Origin of the sequence: Pseudomonas protegens, assembly GCF_013407925.2 — a bacterium.
Lineage (GTDB): Bacteria > Pseudomonadota > Gammaproteobacteria > Pseudomonadales > Pseudomonadaceae > Aquipseudomonas > Aquipseudomonas fluorescens_AP.
Map to the genome: position 1 here is coordinate 5,527,908 of NZ_CP060201.1, position 14,995 is coordinate 5,542,902.

The 14,995-nt window shown below is 66.8% G+C and carries 14 protein-coding genes; 5 read left to right on the forward strand and 9 right to left on the reverse strand.

Annotated features, from left to right (window positions below):
- Positions 1-26 precede the first annotated feature (26 nt).
- Both GGI48_RS25600 and GGI48_RS25605 read left to right on the forward strand, forming a co-directional pair.
- Positions 27-1,511 (forward strand): PepSY domain-containing protein, encoded by a 1,485-nt coding sequence (locus GGI48_RS25600; RefSeq protein WP_179600627.1) that lies wholly within the window; start codon positions 27-29, stop codon positions 1,509-1,511.
- A gap of 146 nt (positions 1,512-1,657) precedes the next feature.
- Positions 1,658-2,188, forward strand: coding sequence for a DUF3087 domain-containing protein (locus GGI48_RS25605; RefSeq protein WP_047305396.1), 531 nt, complete (start codon positions 1,658-1,660; stop codon positions 2,186-2,188).
- 40 nt (positions 2,189-2,228) lie between these two features.
- Here the strand turns inward: GGI48_RS25605 and GGI48_RS25610 are convergent, their stop codons facing one another.
- Positions 2,229-4,871: a hypothetical protein gene (locus GGI48_RS25610; RefSeq protein ID WP_179600629.1), complete on the reverse strand. Its 2,643-nt coding sequence runs from the start codon at positions 4,869-4,871 to the stop codon at positions 2,229-2,231.
- Between the two features lie 320 nt (positions 4,872-5,191).
- Between GGI48_RS25610 and GGI48_RS25615 the strand changes: the two genes are divergently transcribed.
- A complete protein-coding gene (locus GGI48_RS25615) occupies positions 5,192-5,974 on the forward strand; it encodes a sulfite exporter TauE/SafE family protein (RefSeq protein WP_016964526.1) in 783 nt (260 codons plus the stop codon).
- Positions 5,975-6,007: 33 nt separating this feature from the next.
- On the opposite strand, the gene GGI48_RS25620 is transcribed toward GGI48_RS25615, so the two are convergent.
- On the reverse strand, positions 6,008-6,670 hold the full coding sequence (locus GGI48_RS25620) for a LysE family translocator (RefSeq protein WP_260620539.1): 663 nt from the start codon (positions 6,668-6,670) through the stop codon (positions 6,008-6,010).
- A 160-nt stretch (positions 6,671-6,830) separates the two neighbouring features.
- Here GGI48_RS25620 and GGI48_RS25625 point away from each other — a divergent pair, with 160 nt between their 5' ends.
- A complete protein-coding gene (locus GGI48_RS25625) occupies positions 6,831-9,263 on the forward strand; it encodes a PAS domain-containing protein (protein WP_179600631.1) in 2,433 nt (810 codons plus the stop codon).
- Between the two features lie 23 nt (positions 9,264-9,286).
- On the opposite strand, the gene pcsA is transcribed toward GGI48_RS25625, so the two are convergent.
- Both pcsA and ampC read right to left on the reverse strand, forming a co-directional pair.
- Positions 9,287-10,009 (reverse strand): phosphatidylcholine synthase, encoded by a 723-nt coding sequence (gene pcsA, locus GGI48_RS25630; protein ID WP_179600633.1) that lies wholly within the window; start codon positions 10,007-10,009, stop codon positions 9,287-9,289.
- Positions 10,010-10,307: 298 nt separating this feature from the next.
- Positions 10,308-11,480 (reverse strand): class C beta-lactamase, encoded by a 1,173-nt coding sequence (ampC, locus tag GGI48_RS25635; RefSeq protein WP_179600635.1) that lies wholly within the window; start codon positions 11,478-11,480, stop codon positions 10,308-10,310.
- A 224-nt stretch (positions 11,481-11,704) separates the two neighbouring features.
- Here ampC and GGI48_RS25640 point away from each other — a divergent pair, with 224 nt between their 5' ends.
- On the forward strand, positions 11,705-12,580 hold the full coding sequence (locus GGI48_RS25640; RefSeq protein WP_016964529.1) for a LysR substrate-binding domain-containing protein: 876 nt from the start codon (positions 11,705-11,707) through the stop codon (positions 12,578-12,580).
- Between the two features lie 6 nt (positions 12,581-12,586).
- On the opposite strand, the gene GGI48_RS25645 is transcribed toward GGI48_RS25640, so the two are convergent.
- The 5 genes from GGI48_RS25645 to GGI48_RS25665 form a co-directional block, all read right to left on the reverse strand.
- Positions 12,587-12,802: a YXWGXW repeat-containing protein gene (locus tag GGI48_RS25645; protein WP_016964530.1), complete on the reverse strand. Its 216-nt coding sequence runs from the start codon at positions 12,800-12,802 to the stop codon at positions 12,587-12,589.
- A gap of 94 nt (positions 12,803-12,896) precedes the next feature.
- The gene (locus tag GGI48_RS25650) at positions 12,897-13,370 is read right to left on the reverse strand and encodes a periplasmic heavy metal sensor (protein WP_181957253.1); all 474 of its coding nucleotides are present in this window, start codon (positions 13,368-13,370) and stop codon (positions 12,897-12,899) included.
- A 2-nt stretch (positions 13,371-13,372) separates the two neighbouring features.
- Positions 13,373-13,810: a hypothetical protein gene (locus GGI48_RS25655; protein ID WP_179600639.1), complete on the reverse strand. Its 438-nt coding sequence runs from the start codon at positions 13,808-13,810 to the stop codon at positions 13,373-13,375.
- Positions 13,807-14,388, reverse strand: a complete 582-nt coding sequence (locus GGI48_RS25660) for an RNA polymerase sigma factor (RefSeq protein WP_047305389.1) — start codon at positions 14,386-14,388, stop codon at positions 13,807-13,809. The genes GGI48_RS25655 and GGI48_RS25660 overlap by 4 nt, the downstream gene beginning before the upstream one ends.
- Positions 14,389-14,436: 48 nt before the next feature.
- The gene (locus tag GGI48_RS25665) at positions 14,437-14,754 is read right to left on the reverse strand and encodes a YXWGXW repeat-containing protein (RefSeq protein WP_016964534.1); all 318 of its coding nucleotides are present in this window, start codon (positions 14,752-14,754) and stop codon (positions 14,437-14,439) included.
- Positions 14,755-14,995 lie beyond the last annotated feature (241 nt).

Genomic DNA, 14,995 nt, shown 5'->3' on the forward strand with positions numbered 1-14,995 from the left:
ATGGCTGTTTTTGTGAGAGGCCTGCGATGAAGCGTTATCTGTACCTCTGGCACCGTTGGCTGGGCATTGTCGCCTGCCTGTTTATGGCCCTGTGGTTTATCTCCGGGGTGGTGATGCTGTATGTCGGCTACCCCAAACTGACCCCCGCCGAGCGTCTGGCGCATTTGCCAGTGCTGGTCCTGGAGCGGGAGGGGGTCGACCTGGAGCAGGTGCTGCACGCCGCCGATCCCGAGCAGGCGCCGTCGAGCATCCGCCTGACCACGGTGGCCGGCGCGCCGCGTTACATCCTCGAATACCCGGGGCCGCGCAAGGTGGCGATCGAGGCCGACAGTGGCCTGCAGGCGTTGCCCACTGACCGGGTCGAGGCCCTGGCGGCGGCCCGGCAATTCGCGCCGGGGGTGGCGGTGCGCGATCGCGGCGCGGTACAGGGCGACATGTGGAGCCAGTCCCGGGCCCTGGACGCCGACCGGCCCTTGCACCGGGTGGCCACCGCCGATGCCGAGCGCCGCCTGTTGTATGTCTCGGGCAGCACCGGCGAGGTGGTGCGCGACGCCACCGCCACCGAGCGCGGCTGGAACTGGATCGGGGCCTGGCTGCACTGGCTGTACCCGCTGCGCGGCATCGGCATCGATGGCGCCTGGGGGCCGATCGTCACTTACCTGTCCCTGGCCGCGACCCTGATGACCGTGCTCGGCCTGGCCGTGGGCGTGCTGCGCTGGCGCTTCACGCGCACCTATCGCAACGGCTCGCACTCGCCGTACCAGGGCTTTGCCCGCTGGCATCACCTGGGCGGCCTGTTGTTCGGGGTACTGGCCATCACCTGGATTTTCAGCGGCCTGATGTCGATGAACCCGTGGCAGATCTTCAGCAGCGCCCAGCCCTTGTCGCTGGCCGCCTATCAGGGCGCACCGCTGCACCCGGCGGCCTTTCCCCTGAGCGCGAGCCAGGCCCTGCAGCGCTTTGCCGACGACGGCCTGAAGGCCCGGGAGCTGGAGTGGCGGATGATCGGCGCCAAGGGCTACGTCATCGGCTACGACGGCGCCGGGCGCACACGGATTCTGTCCATGGCCGACCAACAGGTCTTGCGCCAGTTCAGCCCGGGCACCTTGCAGCAGGCCGCCTGGGCCATCCGCCCCGAGCGGCCGATGATCGTCCAGCAACTGACGGCCTACGACTTCTATTACTACGCCCGCGAGCCCCACAGCATGATGGGCCACCTGCAGCAGCGCCTGCCGGTGCTGCGGGTGCGCTTCGACGACCCGGCCCAGACCTGGCTGCACCTGGACCTGCACACCGGCGCGGTGGTCAGTCAACTGGACCAGCCGCGCCGCGCCTCGCGCTGGCTGTTCGCCCTGTTGCACAGCTGGGACTGGCTGCCCCTGCTGGCCAACCGGCCACTGTGGGATGTTTGGATGATTGTGTTCAGCGTCGGTGGTTTGCTGATCAGTGGCACCGGGGTGGTGCTGGGCTGGCGGCGCCTGGGACGTTCGTTGGGTAGAGTCCGGCGTTGAGGCGAGGCAGTAGCTATACGCCGATCTGGATCAGGGTTATGGCGTATTTCTGCGGCCTATTAGCGATTTAAACCACCGCTCCCGTCCCCAACGGTGATAATGCCCGCCTGAAAATTGACCCACTGCCAACGGAGCCCGTCGCGCCCATGTTCGTCATCACCCCGCAGGACCCTGAGACTTACCGGCGGCAAACCCGTCGCAGCACTTTGATCATCGCGCTGGTGTTCATCGCCCTGGCCATGCTGTTTTCCAGCGCCGCGGTGGCGCTGTTCGGTCAGCCGGGGGGCGACAATCTGGTGTGGAACGCGGCGGGGGTGTTCACCGGTCTGCTGATCAGCGCGGCGCTGTTGCGCAGTGTGTTCTGGAGCAAGCCGTGGATGGCCGCGGCGGTCTATGGCTGGCGTCTCAAGCGCAGTCTGATGCGGGTGACCAATGTCATGCATCAGGTCACCGCCGGGGTGGCGGCGGGCGATCCGGCGGCGCTCAAGCTGCTGCGTTTCTATCACCTGGGGCTGCTGCAGATGCATCAGCTGGACGCCAACTCCAGCGCCCACGGGCAGATGCTGGGCGAGGTGGAGCGGCATCTGGCGCTGCTGGCCGAGCAGGGTATCGATCCGCAGCAGGAGCGCCTTGAGGCGTCATGGCTGGAGGCGGTGAAGCGGCACAAGGCCGCGTGAGGGGCGCCCGGGCGTTGCTGCAAGCCCGGGCGGCGCCTGCCTATTGCAGGTAGCGCCACAAGGCCTGGGCCATCGCGCTGGGCTGGCACTGGGTGCCGAACAGTTGCTGGCCGATGCTCAGGCCCAGTTGCCGGTAACTCTCGAACTGTGCCTCGTCGAAAAACTGGTCCACGGTGCTCTGGTTGGGAAAGCTCGGGTTGGTCCGGGCGTAGTTGAGTACGTCCGGCGTCAGTCCGGCAATCAGCCGCGGCTTGAGCACCAGGATCCGGCAATGGGGCGTCTGGCACAGGTCATCCTCGCGGTCCGGGGAGTGGGCATGGACATTCAGCAGCAGGGCGCATTTCTGGTTGTCGGCGCTCGGCGGCTGGCGAAACTCTTCCAGGCTGGCAAATACCGTCTTCAACTGCGGATGGCTCAGCACGCCGGGGTCTTCGCGGATCTCCAGGGCCTGATCGATGCGCGCCAGGCGCACCAGGTTGGCCAGGTCGTCGAACTGGTAGTCGGGGTCGCAGCCGGCGTCGCAGGTGATGATCAACTCAACCTTGCGCCCTTGGCGCAGCAGTTCGTAGGTACCGGTGTTCTCAAAGTGTCCGCCGTCCGACAGGTACTGGTAGTCGCGGCGGTAGCCGTGAAAGCGCGCGGTCAGTTCATAGAACAGGTAGGCCTGGGTGCTGTAGCGGATCCACGGCTTGAGGTCGCGGGGCGCCCATTGCTGTTGCCCGGGGTCGAGGAAGTGGCTGGGCCACCACAGGCCCAGGCGCACGTTGGCCAGCCCCAGCACCAGCGACATGCCGAGGCTGGTGGCGCGGCCCAGGCCGGTGCTGAAGGCTGCGCCGGAAACGCCGATCCACTGGCCCAGGGTCAGCGGACGCATGATTTCCGAGGCCGGGCCATGCTCGAGGTCGCGGCGATAGGCCTGGCCGTCGAGGAGGTAGCGCTCTGCCGGGCACTGGCTGGTTGGCGCCGGGCTGTCGGGGGCCCAGTTCGGCGCGATGCACAGCGGCTTGCCCTTGCGGTCGCGCTGCACCAGCTGTTCGGCCGGGTCGACGGTGAGGTTCATGGTGACGTTGATCAGGTGCACCGGGCCGGCGCTGGGGCTGGCGTAGTACTGCTGCAGCGACAGGTCGTCGCTGGACATCGGCTCGGCCACGCTCATGTAGGTGCGGCGCTGTTGCGCCGGGCCGTTGAAGCGCCGGCCATTGGAGGCGCCGAGGTAGGCGCGGGTCAGGCGTGCCGAGTAGAAGGCCTGCAGCGACGAGGTGTTGAGAAAACCGATGAAGCGCCCGCTGAGGTGGGTCAGCAAGGCCGCCAGCAGGCTCAGCGCCGCGAGTCGCCAGGCCACCGCGTGCTCGCCGGCAATCACGGCGCCGTCGTAGGCGATCCATTGCACCAGCAAGGCCCAGCACAGACACAGCAGGCTCAGCAGCAGGCCACCGGCCAGCAGCGCGAGCAGGTCCAGCGGTAGCCTGTGCATCCAGCCCGGCAGGCTCTTTTCATCCTTGAGCAAGGCCAGGCGCCGCACCAGCCAGACCACCGCGATCAGCGCCAGCAGGCTGCCCAGGGCCCGCAGGTCATGCAGGTAGCGATACAGCGCCTGGGCCGCGGTCACCAGCAGGGCGAGGAACCCCAGCACCGCCACAGCGGCCATGGCCCGACCCAGGGCCCGGGTGATCTGCACCCGATAGTTGCGCACGCTGTTGGCGCAGGCGTTGTCCTTGGCCGGGTCGCGGTTGTCGGCCAGGCGCTTCACCAGTTGCCGGGTGATCAGCAAGGCGCCACTGCCCACCAGGGCGCCGGCCAGGGTCAGGGCGCCCACCGCGTGCCACTGGGCCAGCCCGTAGGCCAGGGCGCCACCGAGCCACAGGCCGCCGACCACGCCGAGCATGCTCCGGTACGCCGCGTTGCCCAGGCTCGGCGGCCGGTCCAGGTCGCCCTGGGGAATGATCAGCCAGTACGCCACGGCGCAGGGCAGGGCGAACAGCACCCCGGCCATCAGCGGCCAGAGCAGCAGGCTGGCGTGACTGAGCACCTGGAACAGGGTCAGCAGACTGAGCACCAGCAGGATCGGCAGGCCGATCATGGCCTGCAGCGACAGCCAGTTGCGCCAGGTCATGGCCAGGGCGTAGAGCATGTCGCCGGAGCCGGTGGGGGTCAGGTAGCGACCGTTCTCCCGCAACCAGGCCATGGGGCCCTGGCCCACGGGCTGCTGGGCGTAGTCGACGCCGGTGCTGATACGCCCCGGCGGTTCGAAGCGCAGGGCCTGGTAGGCATCGCGGGCCGCCTGGGCCACCGGGTCCTGGGAGGTCGGCTGGCGCAGGCGCCCGGGGAGGAACAGGCTGGAGAAGAAACCGCCGATGTAGCCGCCGCCACTGACCGTGGACAGGTAGTCGATGCGCGACAGCAGGCTGTGCTCGGCATCGGCATCGGCATCGGCATCGGCATCGGCATCGGCGCCGGTGGCCGGCGGCGCTGGTCGGGTGCTCGCGCTGGGCGCCGGGGCCCGGGCCATGGCTTGCAGGACGCCCAGGCAGAAGGTTGCGCTGCGGATGCCGCCGCCGGACAGCGCCAGGCCCCAGTTGCCACGGGCGGCCGGGGTGTGCCCGGGCACTTCCTGGCCCAGGCTCAGGCGTCGAAAGCGGATGCGTTGGTGCTCGATCTGGTACGGGTTCTGGTCGGGTGTCATGGACCTTCCTTGGGAGACGGAGGGGCTGCGGTCCGCGCCGCGCCCCGGCAAGCGCCCGGCAGGATAGCGGATGTCGGGGGACGCTGTGCAAGCTCCGGGTGCCTGGGGCGGGCGCGACCGCGGCGGGCTCGGCTTCGCGGCGCCAGGGGCATTGGGCTTGTGCGGTTCGCAAGTGCTCAGGGGAATTGATGCGCCGAATGCATGGGAAAACGCCCTTGGTTATAACGTTAGATTTTATTTATATAAATGGACATAAGCATTAGCCGCTATGCTGCCGCCAGTTTTTCACCTGGCCGCGTGATCTGTAGGGTTTTTTATCGATGGATGTGGGTAATTTCGGTTTTGTAATCGCAGGCCTGGTAGTGGGATTTATCGTCGGCATGACCGGGGTCGGAGGCGGCTCGCTGATGACCCCGATCCTGCTCTGGTTCGGCATCAACCCGGCCACGGCGGTGGGCACTGACCTGCTGTACGCCGCCATCACCAAGTCCGGTGGGGTGCTGGTGCATCAGAAGAACCGCAATATCGACTGGCGCATCACCGGCTGGCTGACCCTGGGCAGCGTGCCGGCGGTGCTGGCCACCCTGTGGTTTTTGAACAACCTGGACTCCGATCCCCACGCCTTGAACGCGGTGATCAAGCAGGGGCTGGGCTTTGTCCTGCTGCTCACGGCCCTGGCCATCGTGTTCAAGAAAAAGCTCATGGCCTTCGCCCAGCGCCACGGCAAGGATTACCAGCCCAGCCCCGGCGGCCTCAACGGCCTGACCGTGGTCACCGGGCTGATCCTCGGCACCATGGTCGCCCTGACCTCCATCGGCGCCGGCGCCCTGGGCACCGTGGCGCTGTTCATTCTCTATCCGTTCCTGGCCACCAAGCGCCTGGTGGGCACCGAGATCGCCCACGCCGTGCCGCTGACCCTGGTGGCCGGCCTGGGCCACGCCAGCATGGGCAACATGGACTGGCACCTGCTGGGCTTCCTGCTGATGGGCTCGCTGCCGGGGATCTGGATCGGCAGCCACATGACCGGGCGGATTTCCGACGAGATCCTGCGCCCATGCCTGGCGGTCATGCTGTTCTCCATCGGCTACAAGCTGGCCTTTTAAACGCAGCGGCAAGCCGCAAGCAAAAAGCACCTGTCAGTTGCGGCGGTAGAGTGCCAAAAATGCCGCCAGCGACAGCATGCTCGCGCCGCAGCATTGATTGAGCCGGCGCATGCCGCTGGCGGTGAGGAATTTCGCCGCCTGCACCCCGCCCGCGGCATACAGGCCCATCACCAGCACTTCCACCAGCGCGGTGACCAGCGCCAGGGTGGCGTACTGGATGAAGATCGGCTGGGCGGGGTCGACGAATTGCGGCAGAAAAGCCGTGAAAAACAGCAGCACCTTGGGGTTGGTCATGGCCACCGAGAAGCTGCGCCGGAACACCTCGCCACGCCGCGAGCCGGCCCGCACCTGCTGGGCGTCGAGGGCCTGTGGGGCGCTGCGCCAGAGCTGGATGCCGAGCCAGGCCAGGTAGCACACGCCGACCCATTTCAAGACCATGAACAATGGCTGCGAAGCCATCAGCATCGCCCCCAATCCCAGGCCCACGGCGGCAATGATCAGCACATCCGAGAGCGCCGCGCCGGCCATGCCCACCGCCACCAGCTGGCGATTGCGCGAGGTGCCGTTGGCCATGGCCAACAGCGAGGTCGGGCCGGGGATCAGCGCGCCGATAAAGCAGCTTGAGGTGTAGAGCAGCAGGGTGGTGGTGTTCATCGCGGTGTTCTCGTCGGGCGGGTGGCACAGTCGACGCAGCATGCACCAGCGCGGTGCGGGTTTAAAGGCATCCGCCGGCGCCCTGGCGTCCGGGTTTGAATCGGCTTCGCGGTTTGCCAACTTCTGCGGATTCCCAGGGTCAGTTATCCTGAGCCGGCCTCAGGCATGCAGTGCCGCCCCTTTCCTCTTGTGTGATGTGTTCATGACTCGTTCTCCTCCCCGTGGTGCCGCTCCCCAGACCTTGCGCGGTGGCCAGACCGGTGCCGCGATCCGCCAGTACGACTGGTCGCACACCGCCGTGGGCCCGCGGGAGCATTGGCCGAGCCTGTTGCACAGCACCTTGAGCCTGGTGCTTGAGTCCCCCGAGAGCCTGTACCTGCTGTGGGGCCCGCAGAAGCAGTTCTTCTTCAACGACGCCTATCGCCCGGTGCTTGGGCCGCGCCTGGACAACGCCCTGGGGCAAACCATCGAGACGCTCTGGGCCGATGCCTGGCCGGATGTGCAGCCGATGGTGGAGCAGGCCTTCCTCGGGCATTCGTGCCGGCACGAAGACCTGCCGGTGAACATGCAGCGCTACCCCGGCGAGGAATTGACCTGGTGGTCGTTCTCCATGAGCCCGGTGTTCGACGAGCGCCAGGAGCAGGTGCTGGGGGTGCTCTGTCATACCGTGGAAACCACCGAAAGGGTCCTTCTGGGTCAGCATGCCCGGCGCACCGAGGCCCATCTGCGGGAAACCCGCGAGCTCAATACCCGGGTGCTGGCCAGCAGCAATGACTGCATCAAGGTGCTGGACCTCGATGGCCGCTTGTCGTTCATGAGCGAGGGCGGGCTGCGGGTCATGGAAGTCAGCGACTTCAATGCGATTGTCGGCTGCCCCTGGCCGGACTTCTGGCAGGGCCAGGGCAACCTCGAAGCCCGGGCGGCGATTGCCGCGGCCCAGGCCGGCGAGTCGGCGCGGTTCCAGGGCGCGGCCAATACCCTGGCCGGCACCGCCCGATGGTGGGATGTGCAGGTCACGCCCATGCTCGATGCCAGCGGCCGGCCGGAGAAGATCCTCTGCATCTCGCGGGACATCAGCGCCACCCGCGCGGCCGAGGAAGAGCTGCGCCGCCTGAATGAATCCCTGGAGCAGCGGGTCCAGGCGCGCACCCAGGAGCGGGACCGGATCTGGCAGCTGTCCACAGACCTGATGCTGGTGGCGGACTTCGACGGCCGCATCGTCGCGGTCAATCCGGCCTGGACCGCGTTGCTCGGCTGGCCGCGCGACGAGCTGGAGGGCCGCAGCTTCTACGATTTCATCCATCCCCAGGACCGCGCCGCGGCCGCCAGCGCCAGTGCCGAACTGGCCCGGGGGCAGAGCTATTCCCGGGTGGAAAACCGCTTTCTGCACCAGGACGGCAGCTATCGCTGGGTGTCCTGGAGCGCGGTGCCCGACCCGCAGCATATCCATGCCGTGGGCCGTGACATGCAGGCCGAGCGCGAGGCGGCGCAAGCCCTGCGCAAGACCGAGGACATCCTGCGTCAGGCGCAGAAGATGGAGGCGGTGGGGCAGCTCACCGGCGGCGTGGCCCACGACTTTAACAACCTGCTGACGGTGATCCGTTCGTCCACCGACCTGTTGCGCCGCAACCTCAGCGAGGAGCGCCGACAGCTGTACATCGAGGCCATTTCCGACACCGTCGACCGCGCCAGCAAACTCACCGGCCAGCTGCTGGCCTATGCCCGCCAGCAGAACCTGCGTCCGGAAACCTTCGACGTCGGCGCCAGCGTGCAACTGGTGGCGCAGATGATCAATCCGTTGATCGGCGCTTGCATCGAGCTGCGTCTGGAGCTGCCGGAACAGCCCTGCCACACCCATGCCGATGTCGGTCAGTTCGACACCGCGCTGATCAATATGGCGGTCAATGCCCGCGACGCGATGCAGGGCGAAGGCTTGCTGGTGATTGCCGTGGAGCGGGTGACGCAGATTCCCGCCACCGCCGGGCAGGGCGCCCAGGTCGGGGATTTTGTCGCGGTGTCGCTGACCGATACCGGGGCCGGCATCGACCCGCAGCAGATCGAGCGGATCTTCGAGCCGTTCTTCACCACCAAGGAGGTGGGCAAGGGCACCGGCCTGGGGCTGTCCCAGGTGTTCGGTTTCGCCAAGCAGTCCGGCGGCGGCCTGGAGGTCCATAGCCGGCCCGGGCAGGGCACGCGCTTTACCCTGTACCTGCCGCGCACCGAAGCCTTGGCCGGCACGCCGCTGCCGGCCGGCCCGGTGGCGCTGCCGGCGGATGGGCAGGGCGCCACACTGCTGGTGGTGGAGGACAATCCGCAAGTGGGACGGCTGCTGGCCCAGTCCCTCAACGAACTGGGGTATCAGGTCGAGTGGGCCACCAGCGCCGCCGAGGCGCTGCGTCGCCTGAGTCAGGAGCAGGGCCGGTTCCAGGCGGTGTTTTCCGATGTGGTGATGCCCGGCATGAGCGGTATCGAACTGGCCGGGCGGATCCGCAGCGACTACCCCGGGTTGCCGGTGATCCTCACCAGCGGCTACAGCCCGGCCCTGGCCGAAGGCCGCACCCGGGAGTTCGTGTTTCTGCAGAAACCCTACTCGATCGCCGAACTGGCCCAAGCCATCGATAGCTGCAGGCGCTAGGCGGCAAGCTTGGCGCTGGCCGCTTACAGCTTGCCGCTGTTCCTCACCCATTCCTGGGCCGAACGCCACAGGCAGATCCCCAGGAAATAGGCCGAGGCCGCCAGCCACAGGCCCATGATCGACGGGCTGTGCAATGGGTGGCTGAGGATCAGCAGCGCGCCACTGAGCAGCCAGACGAAGGTCACGATGATGTTCAGCCCCATCCACTTGCGCACCCGGAACGGATGCAGGAACTGCAGCCGAGTGGCGGTCAGCAAGGCCAGGGCGAAGATGCTCAGCAAGCTCAGCCAGGGGCCGGGCTCGATCAGGTAGAAACACAGGGCGACCACGTTCCAGGCCGCGGGAAAACCCTGGAAGTAGTTATCGTGGCTCTTCATGTTGACGTTGCAGAAGCACAGCAGCGATGACAGCAGGATCAGCGAGGTAGCCAGCAGCGCGCTGTACTCCGGCAGGGGAATGTAGCGGTAGATGAACAGCGCCGGAATGAACACGTAGGTCAGGTAGTCGATCACCAGGTCCAGCACCGAGCCGTCGATGTTGGGCAGCACCGAGCGGGTGTTGACCTTGCGCGCCAGGGAGCCGTCGACGCCGTCCACCAGCAGCGCCACCCCCAGCCATAGCAGGCAGGCCTTGGGCTGGTTGTCGAACAGCGCCAGGGTGGCGAGCAGGGCACTGACCACACCGGTGGCGGTAAAGCCATGGGCGCCCCAGGCTTTGATTCTGGCGATCTGCAGGGTCGATATCACAGGGCGTGTCTCCGGCGGCTGAGGGGGCCTGTAGTGCCCGCGTTGCTCAAGGGCGGCGCGGGTCCAGGTTGCAGTAATCGACCGAGAAGCCTGGCAGAAGGTTCAGCGCGATCCTGCAAGCAGGCCCTTGTCGCAACCCTTGGCCGCCGCATGCCCGGCCTGGCCGGGGCCAGCGGTCGAGGGGATTTTCAGAGTTTAGGCGCGATGGCCGAAGCAACAAGAAAAACGCCACCTGGCGTTGAAGGCCGGTGGCGTTTTTTATCGGGCGCAGCAGGGGGCACGGTGTTGTGCAGCTCGGTTACTTTGCCGCCTCCAGGGCGTTGAGCAGCGCATGGGCGGCCTTGATCCGTTCCTCGTTGGGGTAGTTCTTGTTGGCCAGCAGGACGATGCCGATCTGCTTGCTCGGGACAAACACTACGTAAGCGCCGAAGCCGCTGGTGGAGCCGGTCTTGTTGTACAAGGCGTCGGCCTTGGGCGGTTGGGCTGGAGTCAGCCACTCTACCGGGTGCGGTTTGAGGGCCATTGGCGACGAGTTGCCTGCCATCAGCCGCGCCAGCGGCACCGGGTAGGCATAGCGTTCCCAGCCCAGGCCCTGGGTCATGTCGCCGACCCGGTAATAGCCGCTCTGGGTGCTGGCGATGGCTTTTTGCAGGGTGTCGTCCAACGGCTGCGGTTGCAGGTTGTCGGCAATGAACTGCAGCAGGTCCGGGGCACTGGTCTTGACCCCGTAGGCCTCGGCGTCCAAGGGACCTGGGCTGACCCGGATCGGCTTGTTCTGCTTGTCATAGCCCTGGGCGTAGTGGGCCTGCTGCTCCTTGGGCACCCTGATGTAGCTGTGCTTGAGCCCCAGTTTGGGGAACAGGCTCTTTTCCAGCAGTTGATCGTAGGGCTGGCCCAGGCTGCGGGCGGCGAGGTAGCCGAGCAGGCCGATGCTGGGGTTGGAGTACAGGCGCTGGGTGCCCGGGCTGAAGGTGGGCTTCCAGGTGTTGTAGTAATCCAGGATCTTGTCTTCGCCCTGGACCTCATCGGGGAACTGCAGCGGCAGGCCACCGGCACTGTAGGTGCCCAACTGCAACAGGCTGATGCCGTCGAAGGCGCTGCCGCGCAGGGCCGGCCAGTACTGGCTGGCTTGGTCCTCGAGGGCCAGCTTGCCGCTGGCCTGGGCGTAGCCGGCCAGGGTCGCGCTGAAGGTCTTGCTCACCGAACCCACTTCGAACAGGGTGTCGTTGTCCACCGGCTGTTGATTGTCCTTGGAGGCAAGGCCGTAGTTAAAGTAATGTCGCTTGCCGTTGGCGATGATCGCCACTGCCATGCCTGGAATGTCCTGCTGCTGCATCAGCGGACGGATAGTGGCATCCACGGATGTTTTCAGGCGGCTGTCCTGGGGGTTCTCGGCCAGGGCGTCGACGCTGCCGAGGAGCAGTACACAGGCGCTGATGATGCCTAATCCGGTTGAGGTTTTATGGCGCATGATGGGCTGTTTTCCATGGGTTCTGATTTTTTTGCCGCCTATTCCCAGCGGCTTTCCGGCTTCGGGGTTCTTTGCGGAAACCCCGGGGCGCAGTGCTCGCGGAGTCTTCCCGGGAAGGGCGAACGTGGTCAGCGCTGCGCGAGCGAGGCCAATGTAGGCAGTCTGCGCAGGATCGGCAAACGACGATATTTCGCAGGAGCCATTAGAAAAACTAGGGAATGCCCATGCTCCGTCCACACCTGCCCTTGAACGCGCTGCGGGCTTTCGAAGCCTCGGCCCGTCATTTGAGTTTCACCCGCGCGGCCATCGAGCTGTGCGTGACCCAGGCGGCGGTCAGCCATCAGGTCAAGAGCCTGGAGGCCCAGCTCAAGGTCACCCTGTTCAAGCGTCTGCCCCGGGGGCTGATGCTCACCAGCGAAGGCGAGACGCTGTTGCCGGTGCTGCGCGAGTGCTTTGACCGCATCGCCCAGACCCTCGGGCGCTTCGACGGCGGGCACTACCGCGAGGTGCTGACGGTGGGCGCCGTAGGCACTTTCGCGGTCGGCTGGTTGCTGCCGCGCCTGGGGGACTTCCAGGCCCGCTATCCGTTTATCGACTTGCGCCTGAGCACCAACAACAACCGGGTCGACGTGGCCGCCGAGGGCCTGGACTACGCCATCCGTTTTGGCACGGGAGCCTGGCACGGCATCGAGGCCCTGGAGCTGTTGCAGGCGCCGCTGTCGGTGCTGTGCGTGCCGGAGATCGCCCGTCAGTTGCACAGCCCGGCGGACCTATTGGGCCAGACCCTGCTGCGTTCCTACCGCACCGACGAGTGGCCGCAGTGGTTCCAGGCGGCGGGACTGGGCAGCAACAGCCTGCTGCCCCAGAGCATTGTCTTCGACTCGTCCCTGGGCATGCTCGAAGCCGCCCTGCAGGGCCTGGGCGTGGCCCTGGCGCCGCCCTTGATGTTTGCGCGGCAACTGGCCAGTGGCGCGGTGGTGCAGCCGTTTGACATCGGCATCGTCACCGGTAGCTATTGGCTGACGCGCTTGCAGTCGCGGGCGCAGACCCCCGCCATGGACGCCTTCAAGGCCTGGCTGCTGGAGGCGCTGGCGGCCTAGGCCCCATCAATAGCGCCAATGCCCCGGCGTCCAGACCCACTGGCCGGCGTGCCAGCGGTAATGCCCGGCGACCCAGTGGTAGTTCGGCGCCGGCGCTATCGGTATCACTTCAACCATGGGCGGTGGTGGCGGCCGACGTGGATGGACCGGCTCCACTACGCAGCCGGCCAGGGTGCTGCCAAGCAAGGTGGCAATGAGGACGCTTTGGATAACACGGCGCATGCTGGGTTTCCTTGAGAAGTGACAGTGAACCCGCGGTAATCGCGGGCGCTTGATCATTGAACGCGGCCCGGGGCTGAATCCGTCGCCGAGTCTTTCAATCGCGATTGGCCGCGCGGTTTTTCCCCGGGTTTCGCAGGTACATGGATTCCACCAGTTGCTGGCGCTCCCTGAGCGACAGGCCGCCGGCAAAATTGGCCAGGGCCTCATCCACCCGGGCCCGCAGGGCGATGTCGGCCTCGCGGGATTTGCCCAGCTCGGCGTCCAGGGCACGGCGGTCCAGTGTTTCGGCCCCCAGCTCGCGAACCACCCCCTGGCGGGCCTCGCGCCCGGCAATGATCAGCGGCTGGCTGTCGATGCGGGTCTGGCGCAACAGTTGGCGCAACTGGCGCCGGCGTTCTTCCGGCATCTGCGCCATGGCTTGGCGCAGGCCCTGTTGCGGCATCGCCAGGACCTGGCTCGATTTGGGCTGGCCGAACCATTGGTAGAGGCCGCCGGCGACGCCGCCGATCAGGAACACGTTGAGCAGCAGCGACAGCAGCAGCAAGGTTTTCAGTGGGCGGGGGTACAGGTTCACTGTTCGGCCTCCTCGGCATTGATGCTCAGGACGAATTCCGCGTCGCTCTGGTCCAGCACACTGGGCAAGGCCTCGGCGGAGGGCGGCAGCGGCAGGCTCAGGGTCACCGCCAGCATGCCGGCGGCGGCGCCGCTGAGGCCGACCCCGATCCAGCCCAGGGAGGTCAGCCAGCCGGCATAGCGCTGCCAGAGCGTCGGTGCCGGCGGGTGCAGCACTGCCGTGGCGATGATCTGCCGCACCAGTGCCGGGCTTGGTTCGGGCACCCGGTAACTGTCCAGCCGAGTGTCGAGCCAGCGCGCCTGTTGCAGCACTTGCCGGGCCGTGGCATGCCCGGTGTCGAGCAGGGCCTGGGCCTGGGCGCGCTCGGCGCTGGGCCAGCGTTGCAGGTCTGCGCCATAGGCGTCGGCCAGGTACGCAAAGCGTTCGGGGGTCATGGTTTTCTCCTTCCTGAGAGGTCCGCGCCGGGGGCCTCGGCGAGGTGGCTGCGCAGGGTGCGTCGGGCCCGCGACAGCAGGCTTTCCAGGGCCTCGACGCTGATGTTCATCAGCGCGGCGGCCTCGGTGTTGGACAGCTCCTGGTAGTACTGCAGGACGATCGCCTCGCGCTGGCGCTCCGGCAGCCGGTCCAGGGCCTGGGCCATGCGTCGCTGCTGGCTTTGGGCTTCCAGCTGCTGTTCCGGCGTGGGGCCGCTGTCCGGCGCCTCGATGGCCTCCTCGCTGTCGGCTTGCAGGTGGTCCTTGCGCCGGCGCAGGCGGTCATAGCACAGGTTCAGAGCGACCCGGTGCAGCCAGGTGTCGAAGCGCGCCTGCTCGCTGCGCCAGTGCGCGGCCTGTTTCCAGATCCGCAGAAAACTCTCCTGGGCGATGTCCCGGGCTTCGTCGGCGTCACCCAGCAAGCGGCTGGCCAGGGCCAGCAGGCGCGGCAGCTTGCGGGTGACCATTTCTTGCACGGCCTGGGCGTCGTTGTTGCCGATGCGGGCCAGCAACTCCAGATCCGGGTCGGTTTCGTTCAAATCGGCGGTTCTCGCTGCGGTGATGGGGCGATCCAAAAGAGCGCGTGTTCAACGCAGCCAATGGCCTTCGATCCAGTACCAGTTCGGCCCGCGGGCCTGCCAGTGCCCGGGCACCCACTGGCCACGGCGCATCACCGGCTGCCAGTGGCCCGGCACCCAGACATAGCCGCGTCCATGCCAGCGCCAGTGGCCGCGATCCCAGGCATAACCGGGCCGGGCCATGGGCGCCGCTTCGTAGCGCATGGGCGGCGGAGCTTGTTGAATGATCACGGTCTGGGCGAAGACCGGGCTGCCGATCAGGGCCGTGAAGGCCAGGGGGATCAGCAGCAGGGTACGAAGACGTGGCAGACAACGGGCAAGCTTCATGATGACTCCTTCAGGCCTGCGTTCGCTGTTGAACGCAGCTGATGGGTTCAACGATAGATGGCCGAAGAATCCGTCGCGGGGAAATGAATTTTTATCCGGGCCCGGTTCAACCGCGGTTCAGCCAGCGGCCAGGGTTGCGACACGGCGCGGGGCGCGGCGGATGAAAAAATTTCGGCGGTGGCGGCGACGGAAGTTGCCCGGGCGCGCCGTTCAATCGGTAACCCTGTGCAGCGCCGGCGAG